Origin of the sequence: Oceanobacillus sojae (assembly GCF_007991515.1) — a bacterium.
Lineage (GTDB): Bacteria > Bacillota > Bacilli > Bacillales > Amphibacillaceae > Oceanobacillus > Oceanobacillus sojae.
In genome coordinates, this window is record NZ_BJYM01000022.1 from 17869 (window position 1) to 38239 (window position 20371).

Annotated in this window: 24 protein-coding genes; 9 read left to right on the forward strand and 15 right to left on the reverse strand. The window is 37.8% G+C overall.

The genetic code is table 11. From position 1 onward, the window contains the following. Nucleotides 1-7 precede the first annotated feature (7 nt). Nucleotides 8-790 carry a transporter substrate-binding domain-containing protein gene (locus OSO01_RS20255; protein ID WP_147212290.1) on the reverse strand — a complete coding sequence of 261 codons (783 nt, stop codon included), beginning with the start codon at nt 788-790 and terminating at the stop codon, nt 8-10. A 78-nt stretch (nt 791-868) separates the two neighbouring features. Next, nucleotides 869-1873, reverse strand: coding sequence for an MsnO8 family LLM class oxidoreductase (locus tag OSO01_RS20260; RefSeq protein ID WP_147212291.1), 1005 nt, complete (start codon nt 1871-1873; stop codon nt 869-871). A 508-nt stretch (nt 1874-2381) separates the two neighbouring features. Here OSO01_RS20260 and OSO01_RS20265 point away from each other — a divergent pair. The 3 genes from OSO01_RS20265 to OSO01_RS20275 all read left to right on the forward strand — a co-directional run bounded on the left by OSO01_RS20265 (nt 2382) and on the right by OSO01_RS20275 (nt 5088). Next, entirely contained in the window at nt 2382-3320 is a 939-nt protein-coding gene (locus OSO01_RS20265; protein ID WP_147212292.1) for a LysR family transcriptional regulator, read from the forward strand. A gap of 274 nt (nt 3321-3594) precedes the next feature. Beyond that, on the forward strand, nt 3595-4377 hold the full coding sequence (locus tag OSO01_RS20270) for an amino acid ABC transporter ATP-binding protein (RefSeq protein ID WP_147212293.1): 783 nt from the start codon (nt 3595-3597) through the stop codon (nt 4375-4377). A 33-nt stretch (nt 4378-4410) separates the two neighbouring features. After that, nucleotides 4411-5088: an amino acid ABC transporter permease gene (locus OSO01_RS20275; protein WP_147212294.1), complete on the forward strand. Its 678-nt coding sequence runs from the start codon at nt 4411-4413 to the stop codon at nt 5086-5088. Between the two features lie 220 nt (nt 5089-5308). Here OSO01_RS20275 and OSO01_RS20280 read toward each other — a convergent pair whose 3' ends face one another. The 3 genes from OSO01_RS20280 to OSO01_RS20290 form a co-directional block, all read right to left on the reverse strand. Continuing rightward, nucleotides 5309-5824: a YwhD family protein gene (locus OSO01_RS20280; protein ID WP_246145257.1), complete on the reverse strand. Its 516-nt coding sequence runs from the start codon at nt 5822-5824 to the stop codon at nt 5309-5311. Between the two features lie 62 nt (nt 5825-5886). Further along, nucleotides 5887-6393: a YwgA family protein gene (locus tag OSO01_RS20285; protein ID WP_147212296.1), complete on the reverse strand. Its 507-nt coding sequence runs from the start codon at nt 6391-6393 to the stop codon at nt 5887-5889. Nucleotides 6394-6399: 6 nt separating this feature from the next. Beyond that, nucleotides 6400-7701: an HD domain-containing protein gene (locus OSO01_RS20290; protein ID WP_147212297.1), complete on the reverse strand. Its 1302-nt coding sequence runs from the start codon at nt 7699-7701 to the stop codon at nt 6400-6402. 172 nt (nt 7702-7873) lie between these two features. On the opposite strand from OSO01_RS20290, the gene OSO01_RS20295 reads away from it, so the two are divergent. Continuing rightward, the gene (locus OSO01_RS20295; protein WP_147212298.1) at nt 7874-8713 is read left to right on the forward strand and encodes a lipoate--protein ligase family protein; all 840 of its coding nucleotides are present in this window, start codon (nt 7874-7876) and stop codon (nt 8711-8713) included. 66 nt (nt 8714-8779) lie between these two features. Here OSO01_RS20295 and pta read toward each other — a convergent pair whose 3' ends face one another. Next, nucleotides 8780-9754: a phosphate acetyltransferase gene (gene pta, locus OSO01_RS20300; RefSeq protein ID WP_147212299.1), complete on the reverse strand. Its 975-nt coding sequence runs from the start codon at nt 9752-9754 to the stop codon at nt 8780-8782. 542 nt (nt 9755-10296) lie between these two features. On the opposite strand from pta, the gene hemQ reads away from it, so the two are divergent. From hemQ to OSO01_RS20320, 4 genes are all read left to right on the forward strand, one after another. Then, a complete protein-coding gene (gene hemQ, locus OSO01_RS20305; RefSeq protein ID WP_147212300.1) occupies nt 10297-11049 on the forward strand; it encodes a hydrogen peroxide-dependent heme synthase in 753 nt (250 codons plus the stop codon). A 127-nt stretch (nt 11050-11176) separates the two neighbouring features. Then, nucleotides 11177-11602, forward strand: a complete 426-nt coding sequence (locus OSO01_RS20310) for a cell wall hydrolase (RefSeq protein ID WP_147212301.1) — start codon at nt 11177-11179, stop codon at nt 11600-11602. A gap of 53 nt (nt 11603-11655) precedes the next feature. Continuing rightward, nucleotides 11656-12102 carry a spore coat protein GerQ gene (gerQ, locus tag OSO01_RS20315; RefSeq protein WP_147212302.1) on the forward strand — a complete coding sequence of 149 codons (447 nt, stop codon included), beginning with the start codon at nt 11656-11658 and terminating at the stop codon, nt 12100-12102. Between the two features lie 89 nt (nt 12103-12191). Next, nucleotides 12192-12440: a hypothetical protein gene (locus OSO01_RS20320; protein ID WP_147212303.1), complete on the forward strand. Its 249-nt coding sequence runs from the start codon at nt 12192-12194 to the stop codon at nt 12438-12440. A gap of 222 nt (nt 12441-12662) precedes the next feature. Here OSO01_RS20320 and OSO01_RS20325 read toward each other — a convergent pair whose 3' ends face one another. The 6 genes from OSO01_RS20325 to OSO01_RS20345 all read right to left on the reverse strand — a co-directional run bounded on the left by OSO01_RS20325 (nt 12663) and on the right by OSO01_RS20345 (nt 15467). Beyond that, complete coding sequence (locus tag OSO01_RS20325; protein WP_147212304.1) at nt 12663-13034, reverse strand: DUF423 domain-containing protein; 372 nt, start codon at nt 13032-13034, stop codon at nt 12663-12665. Nucleotides 13035-13111: 77 nt separating this feature from the next. Next, the gene (locus OSO01_RS20330) at nt 13112-13429 is read right to left on the reverse strand and encodes a YwdI family protein (RefSeq protein WP_147212305.1); all 318 of its coding nucleotides are present in this window, start codon (nt 13427-13429) and stop codon (nt 13112-13114) included. A 121-nt stretch (nt 13430-13550) separates the two neighbouring features. Beyond that, complete coding sequence (locus OSO01_RS23480; RefSeq protein WP_186813721.1) at nt 13551-13706, reverse strand: hypothetical protein; 156 nt, start codon at nt 13704-13706, stop codon at nt 13551-13553. 260 nt (nt 13707-13966) lie between these two features. Further along, complete coding sequence (locus tag OSO01_RS20335) at nt 13967-14560, reverse strand: lysophospholipid acyltransferase family protein (protein WP_147212306.1); 594 nt, start codon at nt 14558-14560, stop codon at nt 13967-13969. 138 nt (nt 14561-14698) lie between these two features. After that, nucleotides 14699-15031: a CHY zinc finger protein gene (locus OSO01_RS20340; RefSeq protein WP_147212307.1), complete on the reverse strand. Its 333-nt coding sequence runs from the start codon at nt 15029-15031 to the stop codon at nt 14699-14701. Between the two features lie 91 nt (nt 15032-15122). Beyond that, nucleotides 15123-15467 carry a phasin family protein gene (locus tag OSO01_RS20345; RefSeq protein WP_147212308.1) on the reverse strand — a complete coding sequence of 115 codons (345 nt, stop codon included), beginning with the start codon at nt 15465-15467 and terminating at the stop codon, nt 15123-15125. A gap of 332 nt (nt 15468-15799) precedes the next feature. Between OSO01_RS20345 and OSO01_RS20350 the strand changes: the two genes are divergently transcribed. Then, complete coding sequence (locus OSO01_RS20350) at nt 15800-17143, forward strand: YjiH family protein (RefSeq protein ID WP_147212309.1); 1344 nt, start codon at nt 15800-15802, stop codon at nt 17141-17143. Nucleotides 17144-17208: 65 nt separating this feature from the next. Here OSO01_RS20350 and OSO01_RS20355 read toward each other — a convergent pair whose 3' ends face one another. From OSO01_RS20355 to OSO01_RS20365, 3 genes are all read right to left on the reverse strand, one after another. Further along, complete coding sequence (locus tag OSO01_RS20355) at nt 17209-18219, reverse strand: acyltransferase family protein (RefSeq protein WP_147212310.1); 1011 nt, start codon at nt 18217-18219, stop codon at nt 17209-17211. Nucleotides 18220-18469: 250 nt separating this feature from the next. Continuing rightward, complete coding sequence (locus OSO01_RS20360; RefSeq protein ID WP_147212311.1) at nt 18470-18919, reverse strand: OsmC family protein; 450 nt, start codon at nt 18917-18919, stop codon at nt 18470-18472. 242 nt (nt 18920-19161) lie between these two features. Continuing rightward, nucleotides 19162-19974 (reverse strand): TerC family protein, encoded by an 813-nt coding sequence (locus OSO01_RS20365; protein WP_147212312.1) that lies wholly within the window; start codon nt 19972-19974, stop codon nt 19162-19164. Nucleotides 19975-20371: the final 397 nt, after the last annotated feature.

The window sequence follows — 20371 nt, forward strand, 5'->3', positions numbered from 1 at the left end:
TCCCTCTCTATTGTTCTTCTGCTAAAAAGTCGACATCAAACCATTTTAAAGATATTTCAGAAAATGTTCCGTCTTCCTTCAATTTTTCAATGGATTGATTAATTTCCGCGATTAATTCCTGATTTTCTTCTGTCTTTTGGAATGGCAGTGCTACCGGCTGATTCCCAAACGGTTCATCAACAATCTCAAGTGGAATATCCCGCTGACTAATCTGTGCCATCAGCTGCTCTCTGCCATAAATAAATCCGTCTACTTTTCCTGTATTAATATCGGTATAAGCTACATCCGTAGATTCATAAATAACTAATTCATAATCTTCTTCCGGGTAATTTTCTTTTAAGACATTTTCAAAATTGGTTCCTAAAATACTAACTAATTCTTTTCCAGCAAGATCATCTAATGATTCTATCTTCGGGTCTTTACTGGAGGTAGCAACAACTGCTTTTGAACTATAGTACGGATCCGTAAAATCATACGCTTCTCCCCGCTCAGGAGTTGCTGCAAAATTAATTGCTGTATCTACCTTTCCAGACTGCAAATTTGCCAGAACACCATCCCATTCTGTTAAAACCCACTCCACTTCATAGCCTATATCATCGAAAATGGCATTAAATATATCTACATTAAATCCAACAAGCTCTCCATCTTCCTGAAAGGTATGCGGAAATCCATCTGGTACTGCCCCGACCTTAATCACCTTCTCTTCCGATGAATCGCTTCCTTCTCCCTGACCGCAAGCCGCGGCAAGAAGTAAGAATGCAGCAGATACAAATAAAAGTAATTTTTTCATTTATTTCCCCCTTCGATTCATTTAAGAACCATTCGTATTTGACACAGGTTCAAGCCTTTGTCATTGTATATTCACCAATCAATTCCAGTCCAGCACTGGGGCTGTTAACTGTCCTAACAGCTCAAATGACTTGAAACGTTTCTTTCTGCTTTGAATCGGTGTATGCAGAATAAACTCATTAATTTGAAAGATATCTGCCAAACGGTCCAGCTCTTCCTTGATACTATCCGTACTTCCTGCAAGCAGCTCCACTTCCTGTTCCTTCACTTCAAAAGATTCATCTGTCTGGCTCCGGAACAATTCTATTTGCTCAGGAGACTGAACAGAAATAGAACGGCCGCTTTCTAATTGCAGCTTATAAATTTTATAATTACTTGTTTCTTTTTCTGCTTCTGCTTGTGTTTCTGCCGCAAAAGAAGCAATGGCAAGTGCAAATACACCTTTTGGATATATGCTTCGATATTCGCTTACTGCCTCTTGCAGAACTTCATCATTACCATTTAAAAATCGTGCAAATACAAAATTAGCTCTCTGCTCTGCCGCAAGTCTGGCACTATTTTTACTGGCCCCCAAAAGATAAATCGACGGGTTCTTCTTCGTTTCCGGTAAAGCCTTTGCGCCGTATAAAGAATGATCTTGCGGCAATTGATCAGAAATAAATTGCTGCAGCGTCTTGAATCTTTCATCAAACAAAATTTCCGGTCCTGCCCCACCATATTGCAGTGCATTCGTTGATAATGAAAAACCGCCGGGAGCTTTCCCTACACCAAGCTCCACCCGCTCTGGTGCCAATGCAGACAGCACTTTAAAGTTCTCTGCCACCTTATAAGGACTGTAATGCTGAAGCATTACACCTCCTGAACCGATTTTAATAGAGGATGTTTTTGCTAATAAATAAGGAATAAGCACTTCTGGCGAACTCCCGGCTAAATCAAGTGATTGATGATGCTCTGACACCCAAAAACGGTTATATCCCCATTCCTCTGCTTTTTGTGCTAATTGCACTGTTGCTTCTAATGCCTCTTCTGTTGTCTCTTCTGAAAAGATAGGACTTTGATCAAGTATTCCCAGCTTATACCCCATTCCTTTCTCCTCCCATGTTCCAAAATTCTATTACCAGTCAACTAAAATCGCTTAATTGATTTCCATTTTCAATATCAAAAATTATTTTGAGTATACCAAGCGTTTTACAATGATTTATAAATTTAATATAGTATAGCATCCTATCAAATTCCCCACAATAGGCGCTGTTATAAATTATTATTAACCTGCTTATAGACAAAACCTATATGGCTTCGTCCAGGTATTCTCTGTTCACATTTTCTTATGTCATCTTCATATCTGATTACTATACTATGATTTGAGCAGCACCATGTTAACAAAATACACAGTAACAGAGAAGCTTTTTTCAATTTTGTATGGCGGGATAATTTCATTTATTATAAATTCCCTCTCTTGTTTTGCTGGATGGCTCAAAACCGCAGAAGTGATATAACTCTCCTGATCATTTGAATATGAATCATAGTGACATTTTCCAACCCAATGTATATAATATTGATAAAATTACTTCGAATTAGGAGGGTTTTCGTTTATGAATATTGAAAACATCGAGGCCTTTGTACTGGTAAATCATTTTGGAAGTATCAATAAAGCTTCCCGTGCACTTTTCTTATCGCAGCCATCTGTCACCGCAAGAATCCAGTCTTTAGAACGGGAATTAGATACTCAGCTCTTTGAACGTGCAGGCAGACAACTCATCATTACAGAAAAAGCAAAAGAATTCCTTCCTTATGCAGAACAGATTATTGAGTTTTATAAAACTGGGAAAAAACAGTTGAAAACACATGAACTATCCGAACAAATAACTATTGGATGCACGCAGCTCATTTCCAATTATCTGCTTACCAGAATCATTCCGGCATTCTCCAGGAGATATCCGCAGGTTCAGGTAAAAGTAATTACTGGCTCAAGCGAAGCAATTCAGCATAAAGTATTAAATCAAGAAATAGACCTTGGTTTTGTCAAAAAAGGAGACCATCATCTCCTCACTTCTGAAATCGTGCTTGAAAGTCCTATTAATCTATTCGTTGAGCCGAATCATCCTTTTGCGGATGCCAGTTTGATTGATATAAATGATTTGGAAAAAGAGACCATCATCTTTTTTGAGTGCGGCTCCCTGGACTGGTCCATGGTGCGCAACCTCTTTCAGAATCTTAGCTTACAGCCAACCATCCAATATGAAGTAGATAATATGGAGCTGGCGAAGGGATTGATTATGAGCGGTAATGGGATTGGTTTCTTACCGGAAATCAGTGTACGAAAAGAACTTCAGTGTCAAAAATTAGTCCATATTCATTTAGATGTCCTATCCAATCTGTCTTTAAAAACAAACATGATTTCCTATACAAATGAAAAACCTGCTTATTATAATGCTTTGCTGGAAATTGCTCAAGAAGAGGGAAAAACATATAATCTTTTAGAACCTGAAGCAAGTGTTCAACAAAGAAGAGTTCCGGATTTTGAAGATTGAGAAGACATGTTTTAGTAAATAAAAGGAACTCTTCTCACATTATACCCCCGCTGCAAGACACAGCCGATTTATGCAGAAGCAATTATGCCCCCATTCAATACATTTGGTGACTTTTGAACATCCTCTTATAGAAAACCTCTATAAGAACTTCTTTAAATTCCTATAAGAAGAGTTATTGTTAGACGCAAATGCGCGTGATATACTAACCGATAATCTTAAAACCGATTAAATAACTAGGAATAGTTCACTTAATAAAAGAAAGGATGAATTACTCATGATAAAGGTTTCAAACTTACAGAAAAGCTATAAAAGCAATCAAGTTTTAAAAGGTATCAGCTTTCATGTGGATGAAGGCGAGGTTGTAGCAATTATCGGTCCCTCTGGTTCTGGGAAATCAACATTACTGCGATGCCTTAATTTTCTAGAAAAACCCAATGAAGGACATATTGAAATTGGCGGAATTTTCGTCGATACCGCCAAAGCTACTAAAAAAGAGATTCATCAATTACGTTTACAAACATCAATGGTTTTTCAACACTATAACCTTTTTAAAAACATTACTGCTTTAAAAAATGTCGCCCATCCTTTGAGGGTAACTAAAAAATTAGATAAGAAAAAAGCAGAAGAAATCGGCCGCCATTTATTGGAACAAGTAGGATTATCAAATAAAGCAGACCACTACCCCATTTCTCTGTCGGGCGGGCAGCAGCAGCGTGTAGGTATTGCCCGTGCGCTGGCGGTTAATCCAAATGCTATTTTATTCGATGAACCTACATCTTCTCTTGATCCGGAATGGGTAGGAGAAGTGCTCCGCGTCATATCAAGAATCGCAGACAAGGAAAAAACAATGATTATTGTCACACATGAAATGAATTTCGCACGGGAGGTTGCCGACAGGGTCATTTTTATGGATGATGGCTTCATTGTTGAACAGGGTACACCAGAAGAAGTTTTTGATTATCCTGCAAATGACAGAACGAAAAAATTCTTACGGGATTATCAAAGACAAATCACAGGGAAGACAGACAATAAAATGGAGAAATTCGCTATTGTCTAACACTTAAATTAGAAAAGATGGCGGTGTCCAAATATGAATTTCGATTTTAAATATATGTTTGAAATTATTCCTGAGCTTTTAACCTATGTGCCAGTTACGCTGTATATAGCGATTGCTTCCATGATTATAGCTGTCATTATTGCTATTTTTCTTTCTTTAATCCTGGTCAACCGAACTCCGGTTTTACATCAATTGGCGCTGATTTATATTTCTTTTTTCCGGGGGACTCCGCCGCTGGTACAGCTCTTAATGATTTATTTCGGGCTGCCTCAGCTGCTGCCTTCATTCAATTCTATTACTGCAATGACCGCTGCTATTCTTGCGTTTAGCTTAAATGTTTCCGCATACCTTGCAGAAATTTTCCGTGCAGGATTGGAATCGGTAGACAAAGGTCAGGCTGAAGCAGCACTGACAACCGGGATGACCTATCCGCAGGCATTAAAATCAATTATTCTGCCACAGGCTGCGCGAAATGCTATTCCAGCTACTGGAAACACCTTTCTTGGATTGCTGAAGAACACCTCCTTAGCATTTACAGTCGGAGTTACTGAATTACTTGCCCAAGGAAAATTATTGGCTACAGCCACGCTTCATTTCTTTGAAGCCTATATGGCAGTTGCACTGATTTATTGGGGATTAACTGCTTTATACAGCTGGCTGCAATCCTGGTATGAAAAGAAAATCAGCAAAGCATATGTCAGAGAAGTTTAAACATCGTTGTCTGGTCAAAGCTGGGGTGCAGTTATCGTGGAGAAGATAAAATTAAAATTCCAGGGCAAAAAAAAGCAGTCCGTATCGACAAATTCGATACGGACTGCTTTTTGTCCTAGTAAACATGAGTTAGCCCATGTACTCATAGTTTACAAAGTATTTAAGAAAAGTACAAGAATTTCTAAATTTGTTCATAATTCATTCACAATTTTGTCAAAGATCAGCTTTCCATTCCTAATTGATCTTTCAGTTCTGAAGACGAATTTTCCCACATTTCAGGCTTGAATTCTTTCAGGAAGTTTCCTAATAATTTTTTTGAAGGCTCGTCCATATGCTCAACAATAATATGGCCTTTCAATGATTTCTCCATATGCTTCACATGCTCTGCCATGGATTTATAAGCTCGTTTGATTTCCCGATTAACGCGGATTTCACTGCCGGCAACTCCAGCATAATACGGACCATTTTCTCCTTTTTCCACTGTGACCCAGACAATCCAATAAAGCTTCCCGCCTTGTACTTCTTCACGGTCTCTAATCCATTTCACACGGCGCTCTACAGAACTTCTTGCATGCATCGCATCCATATCAACATATGCTTTACCTTCATTCGGATCTACAATAATCGATGACATATTTTCAAGGCTGACTGTTCCAGCTCCATAACCGCCATGACCATCTGTAGAATCGTCTTTTATAATTGTAAATGTATTTTTTTTCTTCTTTCCGTCTGTCAATGTTATTCCCTCCTGCTTCATTCTGACCTTTTTCCCATTCTACCACGTTCTAACAGGCTTTTTTAGTGAGAAGACTTATCCTGTAATTCATCAATAAATTGGAAGGCTTCATTCATTTCTTCATCTGTATATTTCAGCTTTGGTTTTACCGTATGTACTTTATCAATTATTTCCTCCCGCGGTAAATAAGAAAAATACAGCACCGTAGAGACAAGCTCCAAAAAGCGGGCACTGCAATCCTGCAGCACACTGATTCTGTCTTCTATTTCAGGAATATTCACTTTAAATTGATTTAAAAAAGTAGCTCCATCCTCTGTTATTGAATAGTGATATTGATGGTAATTACTTTTTTCTTCCTTTTCTTCATTTAAAAAGTTTAAATTACAGAGCTCCTCCACCCGCAATGTCAGTTCTTCTGAATAAGGTCCATAAAAATGGAATTGATATTTTTCTTCAAAGGGGACCCGGCATTGCTGCAAGATATAAATCATTTTCTGTAATTTCTTTCTTCCAGTTACTTGCTTGGCTTTAGAGAAAAAATAGAGCAGTTTCGCATGATTGTCTAACACAAATGGTCATTCCTTCCCGTACAATATATCTAGAATTCTTTTCTTCAAATCAGTATCTTCTATCGCTTGAATCCTATCCTTAGGAAAATACAGCTTATGGTCTGTCCTTTTTTTACCTGAAATCGCCTCGACAATATCAGAATGACGGGATAATTCCTTCAAACCGCCATCCGGCATCAAAAGGTGTATCGGCAGACGTTCCTCTTCTTCACCTGGACGATAAAAATCATACGGTAAATCAGAAGATGAATCCACCACTAAATAATATTCTGGATTAATACCCGCTTTTTTAAACAGCTGATAAAGCTCCATTCCTGCATTAATCTGAGGATCTGGGTTGTATTCCACATACTTAAATAAATGACGGTTAATAAACCGGTAGCATAAATCAGCTAAAATATCATCTTTTTCTTCCTGCCACTGCTGGAAATAGTAATATACAATCATATCATCCAGCTTTAAATAGTCTGACAGCTTCACTTTTTCTTCAAAAAATGAAATAAAGTGTGTCGGCTCCAGCTGAAATTGATAGGAATCATCTTCATAAAGCACCTTTGCACGTTGAAAGATTTTTGACAGGATAACCTCTGCACTTCTGGTTACAGGATGGAAATAAACCTGCCAGTACATTTGATAACGGCTCATAATATAATCTTCCACCGCATGCATCCCTGTTGATTTAATCACTACCTGATCATCCATCGGCCGCATAACACGCAAAATACGCTCCATATCAAAATGGCCGTAGCTCACTCCGGTAAAATAAGCATCGCGCTGCAGATAATCCATTCGATCCGCATCAATTTGACTGGATATCAGACTCACCACAAGCTTGTCTGAATACGTCTTGGCAATAACATCGGCTACCTTCTCAGGAAAATCAGCAGAAACTTTCTTCAATATCTGATTTACCTTCGTATCTCCCAGGATAATTTTTTGTGTAAACTGCTCATGATCCAGCTTGAATACTTTCTCAAATGAATGCGAGAATGGTCCGTGCCCTAAATCATGCAATAACGCTGCACAAAGGCATAGCAGCCGCTGTTCTCTATTCCATCTTTCACGATCTGCAAAATTATTGGTAATCCTTCTTACAATTTCATAGACTCCCAGGGAATGGTTAAAACGGCTATGCTCTGCACCATGAAAGGTCAGATTGGTGGTTCCCAGCTGTTTTATCCGGCGCAGCCTTTGAAATTCTGGTGTGGCAATCAAATCCCAGACAGCCCGGTCCCGGACATGAATATACCGGTGGACTGGATCTTTAAATACCTTCTCTTCTATTAATTGTTCATCTTTATATGCCATATATTTGTCCCCATCCGTATTTTCCGAAAAATTTTTCGCATACCTTTTTCAGAAAAGGTCCAGCGTATTTGTTTTCATATTTTTGATGAAGTGCTTTTTACTTCTTTTCCACATATGCTTTTATTATATTATAATATAGTTAATTAGCTGACGAAAGGTTTAGGATAAACTTATGAAAAATTGGAAAGAAATTATTCGACATAAAATATTTCGATACGTAGACCACACCACAGAGAATATGGTTGCAGGAAAGCCTAACACAGCCCTGACATCATTCGCTATTGATGACGCACTGGCAATTTCAGTCAGTGAGGAAGCTTCTCCTCCTGTGCTTCGTTTATGGATACACCCGGATACGATTGTTTTAGGTATTCCAGATTCACGCCTCCCTTATATCAATGATGGGATGGCGTTTCTAAAAGAAAAGCATTACCAGGGGATTGTCCGTAATTCAGGAGGGCTGGCTGTTGCTCTGGATGGAGGCGTACTTAATATTTCTCTCATTATTCCCGGGGCAGATAACTTATCCATATACGATTGTTATGAAGCGATGGTCCGTTTTGTTCAGGCAATGTTTGCAGATATAACAGAAGCTATTGAAGCATACGAAATTGTCGGTTCCTACTGCCCTGGGGATTATGATTTAAGTATTAACGGAAAAAAGTTTGCAGGGATTTCGCAGCGCCGGGTGAAAAGTGGCATTTCCGTTCAGATTTATTTAGATATTGAAGGAAACAGCAAAAAACGTGCTTCGTTAATACGGAAGTTTTATCATATTGCGAAACGCGGTGAAGATACAGCCTTTACCTATCCTGAGGTAAACCCTGAAGTCATGGCTTCCCTCTCTGATTTATTGGGGGTTTCATTGACTGTTGAAGAGGTCAAGCGGCGTGTAAAGGACACATTAAAAGAATTCTCCGACGAAATAGTTATAATTCCGATACAGGATAAGGAACAGGAAAATTTTGATAAACGTTATCAGCAAATGATAAAACGGAATGAAAATATATAAGTGAATTTAACGAAGTATGAAAAAACAGCCCAACCGAATTCAGTTGGGCTGTTTTTTATTTATAAATTATTCAGCTGCTGCCTGCGCTGCAGTAATAAGTGCAAGGTTGTACACATCTTCTGTGCTACAGCCTCTGGATAAATCATTTACCGGTTTATTAAGACCTTGAAGAATCGGACCGACCGCTTCAAAACCGCCTAAACGCTGAGCAATCTTATAGCCGATATTACCAGCTTCCAGACTTGGGAATACAAATACATTTGCGTCCCCTTTAATCACAGAGTCAGGCGCTTTTTTCTCTGCAACACTTGGAACAAATGCAGCATCAAATTGGAATTCACCGTCAATTACGAGAGAAGGATCTTTTTCTTTTGCAATTGTCAATGCATCTGTAACCTTTTCTGTCTCTGGTGATTTCGCAGAACCGGCAGTGGAAAAGCTAAGCATCGCAACACGCGGATCCACATCAAATAATGCACCTGTTTTTGCGCTTTCTACAGCAATTTCTGCCAAGTCATTGCTGTCTGGAGCAATATTAATTGCGCAATCAGCAAATACATATTTTTCTTCATCTCTTACCATAATGAATACGCCGGAAGTTTTCTTCACGCCTTCTTTTGTTTTAATAATTTGTAATGCCGGACGCACTGTGTCTGCAGTGGAATGCGCCGCACCACTTACAAGACCATCTGCTTTATTCAAATAAATCAGCATTGTACCGAAATAGTTTTCGTCTAAAAGAATTTTCTTCGCATCTTCTTCCGTTGCTTTCCCTTTTCTTCTTTCAACAAAGGCATCAACCATTTCCTGAAAGCCTTCATAGTTTGCAGGATCAATAATCTCAAGTCCAGATACTTTTACATTAAGATCTGCTGCCTTTTGTTCCACCTCTTGCTTATTGCCAATGACAACGGGTGTAAGCACACCATCTTCAGCCAGACGGCCTGCTGCCGTTAATACACGTTCATCTAATCCTTCAGGGAATACGATACGTTTGCCTTTTCCTTTTACTTTCTCTGTTAATTGTTCAAATAAACCCATGTTGAAACCTCCTATGATTGTTAACATATTAAAATGATAGTTACGGACTTTTTGCTTGGAAAAACCGATTCATTTTACCTTCAAATTCTCTTTAATGATATACCATTTAACCGCACAAATAAAGCCTTGAACCCTGAAAAATCAATGAAAAGGATTACAACTTCCTTTTATCTCCAACTGGTGATTTCTCCTCTATTTTGCAGATCAGGAAAGTACAAATTTTTCAGCAAAGCGGTCTTCAATACTTCTTAATTTTGACAAAGCCTTGACAATACAAAAAATAACATGATTTTGTACTTTTTTTATATGATTCGCACCCTATGGTTATGCTATAGTTAATATTGAATCAGTATTTAACTAAGAGTGCGTGTTCAAAAAGTAGCCAAATTAGAAGCAAGAAGATCAAGGCAACGTGACTTTTACGAACGCAGCGTATGTTTTTAAATACGTGAGTGTCGGAAAAGTCACGTTAACGCAGAGATTCGCCGCCTATCATTTGGAGACTTTTTGAATATCCTCTAATGTGAAGGAGTGTATATACAATGGCAGAAGCAGTAGTAACTGTAGACGGCTGGTCCGCATTACATGATACTCGTCATTTTGATTGGACATCTTGGAAATCAATCTCTGAGGACGAACGAAATAAAGCAATAAAAGAGTTTGAGGAGCTTATCAAACAGTGGGAAACAGTAGAAGAAAATAAAGAAGGTAGTCATAGTATATTCAAAGTTGTCGGAAATAAAGCAGATCTTATGTTTATTTTCTTACGCGAAACAATGGATGAGCTGGAAGAAATTAAAACAGCAATCAATAAATCTGTATTAGGTGATTTCTTAATTCCTGCCTATTCTTATGTATCCATAATTGAAATGACGATGCACGATCCAATGAAGGCTGGTAACGACCGGGAACTTTCTCCATACGTAAAAGAACGCTTAAGACCAATCATGCCAAAATGGGAGCATGCCTGCTTCTATCCAATGGCCAGACGTCGTGAGCCTGAAGCAAACTGGTTTGCAATTGATAAAGAAGAACGTACAAAATTACTTTACGAACATGGTATGACAGGACGTAAATATGCTGGTAAAGTCAAAGAAATCATTACTGGATCGATTGGACTTGACGAATGGGAATGGGGCGTAACGTTATTTGCTCATGACCCATTACAATTCAAGAAAATTGTTTATGAAATGCGCTTCGATGAAGTTACAACAAAATATGCAGAGTTCGGTGATTTCATCATGGGTAATTACTTAGCAACAGATGAACTAGCCGGTTACCTTGCATTATCTTAATGTTTATTTAAGAAGAGACTCAAAAGGGTCTCTTTTTTTGTGCAGAAAATAATCATGAAAAAACACTTACTTACATACATATCATTAATGAGCTTGCACCGAAGTTTTTCAGAAATGAGGTTGGTTTATGGCAGTTGTTGCTCATAACGAAGCGGAGGTTGATTTACTCGCCCGCTTAATGCGTGCAGAAGCAGAGGGAGATGGTGACCTCGGCATGCTGATGGTCGGTAATACAGGTATCAATCGTGTACTTGCCGATTGTTTAGACTTTACGGATATTCGAACGATAACGAATATGGTTTTTCAAAGTCCAGGCGGGTTTGAGGCAACGCAAAAGGGCTATTTTTATCAAAGGGCCAGAGAATCAGAGAAACGCCTTGCAAGAAGAGTCATCCAAGGCGAGATGCAGCATCCAGCTTCCAATTCACTTTGGTTCTTTATGCCTGAAGGGGCATGTCCTGCTCAATGGTATGGCCAATGGAATACCGGCCGATTCCTATCGCACTGCTTTTATGCTCCAGCTGAAAGTGAATGTCCTGCTGTGTACCGGTAGAAAATTTCATTTAAAGTATAGCTCAATTTTTTATAACGGGGGAGAGTGAAATCATGAGTGATCAAGCAAATCCAAATCAGCCAGTGAATAATAATCAGGCATACTATCCCAATCCATACTATTATTATCCACAAGCAACCGGAAACTTTTATCCATCCTATTCATTCAGGCAATATGCACAGCCGCCAAGCGGAAGTGGAAGTGGAGGCGGACAATTAACAAATCAACAATCCTTTATTGAGAATATCTTACGCTTAAACCGTGGGAAATTAGGCACTTTTTATCTGACATTTGAAGGTCAGCAGCCGACCTCATTCCGCGGCTATATTGAAGAGGCTGGACGGGATCATATTTTGATTCGTGAGGAAGACTCTGAACGGCGTTTCTTACTATTAATGGTGTATTTAGATTATGTACTATTTGACGAACAAATCAATTATTCCTATCCATATGGGAATCCTGGTAATCAGGATCAGTTATCCAACTACAACCCCAGGTAAAGTATTTGAAACAATAAATAAAGCGTAGACACAAACGACGTCTACGCTTTATTTTCTTAAACTGATAACTGTATTGTGAGGAGATAAAAATGCGACATCCTCTGGAAAAGTTCATACGAATTGAAGCTATTGCTATCATGGGCGGTCTATTCATTGGCATACTAGCCTGGATAACAGGTTGGATGCTCTTTTTATTCTTTGCCTGTTATCTTTTTGTGCTTAGCATGCTTGCGGATGCTTTGATTTTGATGCATACGCGCAGGAGCTCTGATGCTGTCAAACAGATTATTCGGGCAGTGCTGCTGTTTTTATTTATCACTTCTTTATATTTTTATTAAGTGTTTTCAGTTGCTTATTTTTTTCAGAGGTCTCAGAAATACATTAACTTCTTATACTAATCATTATAGGAATTCCAAAGATTCCTCCATCTTGTTTACCAGCAATATAAGTCATATCCATACTTATTTTTCTTAAACGCAGGAAGAATAAAAAAGCTCTATTCTCATCTATTAACAAAGATAAAAACAGAACTTCCTCATGTTATATATTTATTTTTTCTGCTACAACCATTTCACAGCACCAATCCCTAATAACACCCATCCTACTAAAAAGGATAAGCCTCCAATTGGTGTAATCATCGCAAGTGTTTTGACACCTGTTAAAGAATAAAGATATAAGCTCCCTGAAAATAAGACAATACCAGCTAAGAAAAGCCAGCCACTTGATGCAAAAAGATTATTTCCTTCAAATTTCCCTAAGAGAATTGCCACAGCAACAATAGCCATTGTGTGGAACATTTGATAATCTACTGCTTTGCCCCAATTTGTTAAAGCTTTTTCAGATAATCTTCCTTCCAGCCCGTGTGCACCAAATGCTCCCAGTGCAACCGCTAAAAAGCCAAGGACAGCTCCAATTATTAAAAATAGTTTCATCTTTTCCAACTCCAATCCTTACCATTAATAAAAATACATTCTCAATAGAATTAAAATCTCTCTTATTCTATATATCCTTAAAAATCAAAAATTGAGTCTCCATTCGCATCTTCGTCATTTAGTCTTTTCTGCTCAGAATTGACTACTTTGACACTGGATTGTTTACCAAGCATTGCTTTCATTTCTGCTTCCGAAATATGCTCCTCTGTATCTTCTATATTTACCTGTACCTTATTCGCAGTATTTTGATCTTGCTTTCCTGAGAGAAACAGCTCACTTAATAAATGGATATTCTCCATATGTTTTTTTACTTGGTCCTGCTGATGGGCTTTTCTGTTGGCTTCTTCTAATTCATGCATCATTTTATTAATTATTATTTCATTGCTCACAGCCATATAACCCCTCCTTTTACCGTCACTGCCTTCCATTATGAATTATAGCACAGAAATCGTTCAGAAAAAGCTTTCATGTCTGCAAATAAAAAAGAGCTTGAGACGTTTCCCGTCTTTCTGCTCTTTATCGTAATATACGTTTTTCACTTAGCTTCTGCCTTGTTATTTCCTCCACCGTATAGCGCTCATACATCCATTTCAAAAATGTAACCTCTGTGTCTTGAAGTTCTCTTCCTAATTGTGTTGAAGTTTGCCGATATAGATGAAAAAAGTTTTTCATACTTGAAAACTCCCCCTATACTGATGCAGTAAAATATAAAAATATTATAGCATTGTCTATTTTTATCTTCAATAGGAGAATATTACAAGTAATTTCATAATAAAGAAAAATTCCACCTCAAGTACAGGAATTAAGTTTCAGTAAGTTCAAGTCATACATTATATTAGTCCTGATAGCGCAAATATTTTTGGTATATAATGTGTATTAATGCTCCTTTTCTTTTCCATAGGGAGGAGAGTATCTTTTTAATATGACTTTTTTTATTTTCCTTCTATTTTTGATTGTAATGTGTAGAGCTTCTCATTCATTATTTCCATCATCTCGTCCATTGCTTCTCTACGTGGAACATCTTTAGACAAGTAGATTGGATCACCAAAAATTATTTTTGGTTTTTTAAACTTGATAAGTTCTTTAAAATTATTCGGACCTGTATAAGCCGCCGGAATAATTGGCACGTTACTATATGCAGCAATGGTAACAGCGCCTCTTTTTAATGGAACCTGATTTGTTGTCCTTGTACCGCTCGGGAAAATACCGATGACTTTTTCTTCTTTTAAAAGCTTGCGGGGCACTTTGATCGTGCTTGGACCTGGATTTTCCCTGTCTACAGGAAATGCATTCAGTTTTTTCATAAGCCATTTCAAAGGACCGGATTGGAATAATTCCTTCTTCGCCATATAATGAATTTTTGTGGGTAAGAGGCTGACACCTAACCATAAGATATCTACCCAGCCTGAATGTGTACATGCGATAATATATCCGCCGGATTCCGGCAGTTTTTCTTTTTGAAATACTTTTACACGTCCAAATAAACTTAATATTACCTTTAAGGCATATGCGGCAAAATAATACATGCTTTTTCTCTTCCTTTTTCTTATATTTAGTACCTGGTGCTTACATAAGATACTAATAGAAATAACGATAAATTACAAGATGTTTCTATGAAATTGGTTGGGTCATGAGCAGGTTTGAATCATTTCATTTATACACCATTACCTTTTGCAGCTTACTTCATAATCAAAATATAAATGATAATGTTTTTGACAGCCTTCATTAAATGGAGATTCACAATACAGACACTGATTCGTATTTAAATACTGATTAATCGTATGTTCTTTTTTACAAACGCCGCATAGAATTGCCAATTCATCAAATTCTTCTTTTTCCCAGACAGAGGCTTTGTGATCTTCACATTCCTCGTGACACTGATAACATGGATAATACTTATGACAGCATTTAAATTTAATTGCAATAATATCCTTTTGACTATAATAATGCTTACATCTTGTCTGGTTATCAATAGTTCGTCCATAGACTGTCACCATTTTATCCCCCTTGCTTTACAAATAAATGCTTTCTGCAAAAAAAGAGGGCAACATACTTTCATCAGACCTGAAAGCATCTTGCCCTTAAACATTAATCCTGCTTTTCTTCTACTGCTTCCTCTTTAGCTTCTTCCGCCAAGGAAACACCTAATTTTTCTTCTAATACATTAACTCTGGCACGCAGTTCATCAATTTCATCAGTGGTTGCAAGCCCGGACTCTCTTGCCAGGGTTTTCTTCTTCTCTTTGCTTTTTTCGTCCCACTCATCTTTTTTGCTGCTGCCTTTTTCAATAAAATTATCTAAAACAGTTTTTGCCTGCTCCTGTGTTAACTCATTTTTTTCCACTAATTCTTTTACTTTTTGTTCAAATTTCTCTTTTCCGCTTACTGCAGCACCCAGCCCCAGTAAAAATCCTTTACGTAAATATTCACTCATCATTTATACCTCCTATAGTATGTCTGTATGATGGTTCGTTTAAAACTGGATGAACCGCGTCCTTTGAACCCGTCATCCTTACAATACGTGAAACAGGATTATTCTATACATTTTTTGGGTACAAAGAATAAAATAAAGTTTCTTACAATATTATTATATAAAAAATTCTGCTGTCACGTAAATAATTTTGGCGCTAATTTTAGCTGCTATATTTTATGTTCCCGTTTCATACTATAAATAATCATTATCTGATCATCTACCATTGAATAAATTTACGTTTAATTGTATAATCATACAGTCGCATTTTTTAGTATTATTTAGGAGGAAAATAAATGACGTCCTATTCCTTTAGCAATATTATCAAATTTATTATCCCGTCTTTATTAGGGTTGTTCCTTTTCTTATACCCCTTACCAACAGAAGAAGGCTTCACAATTCCCATTGCCTATTTAGCAGGCATGCTGGAGGGAGCTATCGAAAATTATTTATCACTTATTATGATGATTGTTATTATATTGACTGCCATCTTCACCATTTCGGCAAGACTTGGCGGTAAATCATCTTTTAAAAGGTTCCCTTTTCTACAACAGTTATTCTATACAACCTGGTTTTGGACAATTACGCGTTTTCTGGCTGCTGTATTTGCAGTGATGGTTTATTTCCAAATTGGACCGGAATTTGTTTATAACGAAGATACAGGCGGTATGCTTTTAGACAGTTTATTGCATACATTATTTGTCACCTTTCTGTTTGCAGGTCTCTTTTTACCTTTTTTAACCAACTTTGGCTTGCTGGAGTTTTTCGGGGGAATCATGAGAAATGTCATGCGGCCTCTATTTCGATTGCCGGGCAGAGCTTCTGTTGACAGCTTAGCTTCCTGGGTTGGAGATGCTACAATTGGGGTATTGCTGACAAATAAGCAATATGAAGAAGGCTATTATACAAAACGGGAAGCTGCTATCATTAGTACAACCTTCTCTGTTGTTTCTATTACATTCACATTAGTCATTCTACAGCAGGTTGGTCTGGAGCACATGTTTTTACCTTTTTACCTGACTATCCTTATCGCAGGGGGAATTGCTGCTTTCATTATGCCGCGAATTCCACCACTTTCTAGAATGGCAAATACCTATATCGATGGAAAAGAAAGAACCGATGATGAAAAAATCCCTGAATCTGAGACTGCAGTTACTTTTGGCTTCAAAAATGCTTTAAAACGAGCAGAGAAAGAAACGAGCTTCCGTACTTTTTTTGTAGATGGCGGAAAAAATATTTTAGATATGTGGTTCGGTGTTACACCTGTTGTAATGGCTTTTGGAACAATCGCAGTAATGATTGCAGAATACACCCCTTTATTCCAATGGCTCGGAATGCCGTTTGTTCCTATTTTAGAGCTGATGCAGATTCCATTTGCCCACGAAGCATCTGAAACACTGCTAATCGGTTTTGCAGATATGTTCCTGCCGGCAATTTTAATTACTGGTGTAGAAGCGGAAATTACACGGTTTATTATTGCTGCTTTATCTGTTACACAGCTGATTTTCATGTCAGAAGTCGGAGGACTTATCCTGGGAACTAAAATCCCGGTATCCTTCCGTCACCTTGCTATTATCTTTTTGATTCGTACAGCGATTACGCTGCCGATTATCACTGTCATTGCTCATATATTATTTTAAATAAAATAAAAACAGCGGAGCCCCTCTCAGGGGAACTCCGCTGTTTTTATTACCATATATATCTTTTACGAAGATGTCTCTTTATGCTGGCGTTTAAATAACGATTGGACTTTTGCTAAACGTCCTTCAATTAACGGCTGTGATACCGTTAGAATAGGTTTACTGGACAGTACAATCACAATCAATGCAGATAAACCTGCAATCCCAACAACATCAAACCAGTGATTTACAGTTAATAAATCAAATTGACGTAAGAACTGGACAATGAAACCATGAAGTAAATAGACATATAACGTTCTTGTACCGAGTTTTGTTACCCAGCCCAGGTTTCTTTTAGGAACCCAAGCCAATATACTGATTGTCATCACTGCTGCAATCGCATAAACAAATAATCGGAGTATACCGCCATAACTGTCTGCACCTAAATTACTGTAAGATTGTGATGCAAGCAGCCAGCCGGTGTCTATTGCCGGAAGTGTATAGACTATTACAAACAGGACTGCCATTACGGCAACAGATGCTACCTTCACTTGCCGTTTTTTCACCATCATCATCTGATCTACTGTCAGCCAGTAGCCAATTAAAAAGAATGGGAAAAACACAAATGTTCTTGATAAGCTGAATGAATGGCCAATTTCTCCAAAATAGCCGACAATAACTCCTATGAATATAGATAGAGCAATACTCCACCCTGCCGGAATTTTTTTGAACAGCACAAGCAGGATATGCCAGCTGAACAGACTGAACAGAAACCACAGCGACCATTGAGGGTAGAAAACCCCTGTCTGCCAATCTGCTTTTCCTATTAAGAAATAATAAATTGTATATAACGTCTGAAAGATTAAATATGGAATAATTAACTTCTTCATTAAATTCCATATATATTTTTTGTTTCCTGACCCTTTCGCAAAGAACCCGGCCAATAAAATAAATGCCGGCATATGGAAAGTGTATATCCATATATAAATTGCTTCCGTCGACTTCGAATCCCCAACAAAGGGTTGAATCATATGACCAAAAACAACAAGGAAAATTAAAATCACTTTCGCATTATCAAAAAATGCATTTCGCTCCATAACTCATCCCTCTATTTCGTACACATTTAAAGTTGCATATTCTACTTTACCCCACTTGTACTAAAAAAATCTCCTAAAAAACAGAATTTTTATCGTTTTGTAATGGTTTTGTTAGGGACTCGAAAAAATGTAATACAATTTAATCGACTTGTTAAATATCTATATCGAGGCAATACTTTTGGCATCAATAAAGCCATGTGAAACCAATTCGATCTTTGGATTTCCTTGTTCTTATGACTGTCGTTCAACATTATTCTCCTATTCGAACAACTGGTTCCAATCCTAATTCAACATTCCCTCTAATAGCTTTCGAAATCATACATGTCTTTTCCGCTTTCTCAACAAGTTTTTCAGTTAAGCGGATTTGTTTATCTGGTGTCCCCTGTTTCAATGTCACATGAGGCCGGTGGATGATTTTTTCGTATGTGAAAATACCATCTGTTACATCTACAATTCCTTCTGAAGTCATACTCATCCCGGCAATTGGAAGCTCTGCCCGTTCAAACATGGCTCCCAGAGAAATGATATAGCATGTTGCAGCCGCTCCAAGCAGCATTTCATCTGGATTTGTACCAATTCCAGGTCCGTCCATTTCTGGAGGGATGGATATTTTGGTTTGAAGATTCCCTGCGCTTATATAACCCTCACTGTTGCGTCCACCGGGCCATTCTGCTTTCAAATGAAAATGGTGCAATGTCATTATAATCTCTCCTCACTTTATTCCTCTTTCTCATTATTATGGCGTATAACAATTTTTTTTACAAAAAATACAAGTTTCAAATTTCAAATGAAAAACCGCACTGACCATTTTACAGGTCAGCACGGCTCTTTAAACAAACAACATAAGCATTTGTAATTCCCAAAACTGTTTACAGAAGGAATGCCCTAATTTGTTTCGGAAAGCAATCATTACATTCCTGATTAATACGTCAGGAGTTAATCTTAACTTGATTGTTCTTTATTTCTCTTCAATTTCGGACTAGATGCAAACCACCCGGCAACTGCAATTCCTACAAGAACGATATAGAAGGAAGCCTTCCATATTGTTGAATGCGGGAAGTGCTCTGGAAGGACTGCTAAATCCGGATTTGCTAATACGATAACAGCTAATTTCACTCCGACCCAGCCTACAATAAGAAATGCGGCTATTTCTAATGTCGGGCGTTTATGCAGGAGTCCTACAAATATATTGGCAGCGAACCGCATAATAATTAAACCAATCATACCACCGGCAAATACCACAGCAAACTGACCTGTATCTAAACTCCCGATATGGCCAAAACCTGTTGGCGGCAAAGCTACTGCTAAGGCAACAGCTGCTAAAATGGAATCTACAGCAAAGGCTAAATCTGCGAATTCCACTTTCAAAACAGTCATCCAGAATTCCTTTTTAGATACCTGCCCGGTCTCTGGATCTACAGCATCAGCTTTATCCTTCTCCGGCGTCTCCGATTTGTCCGGTTCCTTCTTCTTAAACCTGTCATATAAGTTCTTTCCTGATATAAATAAAAGATACGCGGCTCCTAATGCCTGTACGAGCCAGAAATCGACCAGGAATGAAATAACAAATAAGGATGCAAAACGCATTATAAATGCTCCTGCTAGTCCATAAAATAATGCTTTCTTCCTCTGTTCTTCCGGCAGATGTCTTACCATGATTGCTAATACAAGTGCATTATCTGCTGCTAATAAGCCTTCTAACGCAACTAGCACCAGCAATACCCATAAATACTCGAGCAGTAATTCTGTTCCCATGATGTATTCTCCTTTTCTACATGTATTTTGCAGAAAAGGTCATAAAAATAGACCTTTACCTGCAATCGGTAAAGGTCTCGCTAACAACTTTTCTGGTTGCCACATAAAGCCGGGGATAATTATCCCGTAATGACGACTTTACGTGTACAGCTACTCCCCTTTAGGAATAAATGTTCACTAATAATTTTATGATGACGTTTGATGACTTCTGCAAATTTTTGCATGTCCTTTTCGCCATTTATTAAGTATACCTTATTAAAACCTTTTTTATGACCTTTGTCAATATCTTTTACAATCACTTCATATTTATTACTTGAAAATATATGTAAAAGCTACATCAACCGGCTTTTAGAGGTCTTCTGAAATCTCCTGCAGATGTTTATGGCTTTCTTAATTC

Coding starts and splice junctions, on each gene's coding strand:
- OSO01_RS20255 (WP_147212290.1), bottom strand. CDS start 790: ATGAAAAAATTACTTTTATTTGTATCTGCTGCATTCTTACTTCTTGCC.
- OSO01_RS20260 (WP_147212291.1), bottom strand. CDS start 1,873: ATGGGGTATAAGCTGGGAATACTTGATCAAAGTCCTATCTTTTCAGAA.
- OSO01_RS20265 (WP_147212292.1), top strand. CDS start 2,382: ATGAATATTGAAAACATCGAGGCCTTTGTACTGGTAAATCATTTTGGA.
- OSO01_RS20270 (WP_147212293.1), top strand. CDS start 3,595: ATGATAAAGGTTTCAAACTTACAGAAAAGCTATAAAAGCAATCAAGTT.
- OSO01_RS20275 (WP_147212294.1), top strand. CDS start 4,411: ATGAATTTCGATTTTAAATATATGTTTGAAATTATTCCTGAGCTTTTA.
- OSO01_RS20290 (WP_147212297.1), bottom strand. CDS start 7,701: ATGGCATATAAAGATGAACAATTAATAGAAGAGAAGGTATTTAAAGAT.
- OSO01_RS20295 (WP_147212298.1), top strand. CDS start 7,874: ATGAAAAATTGGAAAGAAATTATTCGACATAAAATATTTCGATACGTA.
- pta (WP_147212299.1), bottom strand. CDS start 9,754: ATGGGTTTATTTGAACAATTAACAGAGAAAGTAAAAGGAAAAGGCAAA.
- hemQ (WP_147212300.1), top strand. CDS start 10,297: ATGGCAGAAGCAGTAGTAACTGTAGACGGCTGGTCCGCATTACATGAT.
- OSO01_RS20310 (WP_147212301.1), top strand. CDS start 11,177: ATGGCAGTTGTTGCTCATAACGAAGCGGAGGTTGATTTACTCGCCCGC.
- gerQ (WP_147212302.1), top strand. CDS start 11,656: ATGAGTGATCAAGCAAATCCAAATCAGCCAGTGAATAATAATCAGGCA.
- OSO01_RS20320 (WP_147212303.1), top strand. CDS start 12,192: ATGCGACATCCTCTGGAAAAGTTCATACGAATTGAAGCTATTGCTATC.
- OSO01_RS20325 (WP_147212304.1), bottom strand. CDS start 13,034: ATGAAACTATTTTTAATAATTGGAGCTGTCCTTGGCTTTTTAGCGGTT.
- OSO01_RS20330 (WP_147212305.1), bottom strand. CDS start 13,429: ATGGCTGTGAGCAATGAAATAATAATTAATAAAATGATGCATGAATTA.
- OSO01_RS23480 (WP_186813721.1), bottom strand. CDS start 13,706: ATGAAAAACTTTTTTCATCTATATCGGCAAACTTCAACACAATTAGGA.
- OSO01_RS20335 (WP_147212306.1), bottom strand. CDS start 14,560: ATGTATTATTTTGCCGCATATGCCTTAAAGGTAATATTAAGTTTATTT.
- OSO01_RS20340 (WP_147212307.1), bottom strand. CDS start 15,031: ATGGTGACAGTCTATGGACGAACTATTGATAACCAGACAAGATGTAAG.
- OSO01_RS20345 (WP_147212308.1), bottom strand. CDS start 15,467: ATGAGTGAATATTTACGTAAAGGATTTTTACTGGGGCTGGGTGCTGCA.
- OSO01_RS20350 (WP_147212309.1), top strand. CDS start 15,800: ATGACGTCCTATTCCTTTAGCAATATTATCAAATTTATTATCCCGTCT.
- OSO01_RS20355 (WP_147212310.1), bottom strand. CDS start 18,219: ATGGAGCGAAATGCATTTTTTGATAATGCGAAAGTGATTTTAATTTTC.
- OSO01_RS20360 (WP_147212311.1), bottom strand. CDS start 18,919: ATGACATTGCACCATTTTCATTTGAAAGCAGAATGGCCCGGTGGACGC.
- OSO01_RS20365 (WP_147212312.1), bottom strand. CDS start 19,974: ATGGGAACAGAATTACTGCTCGAGTATTTATGGGTATTGCTGGTGCTA.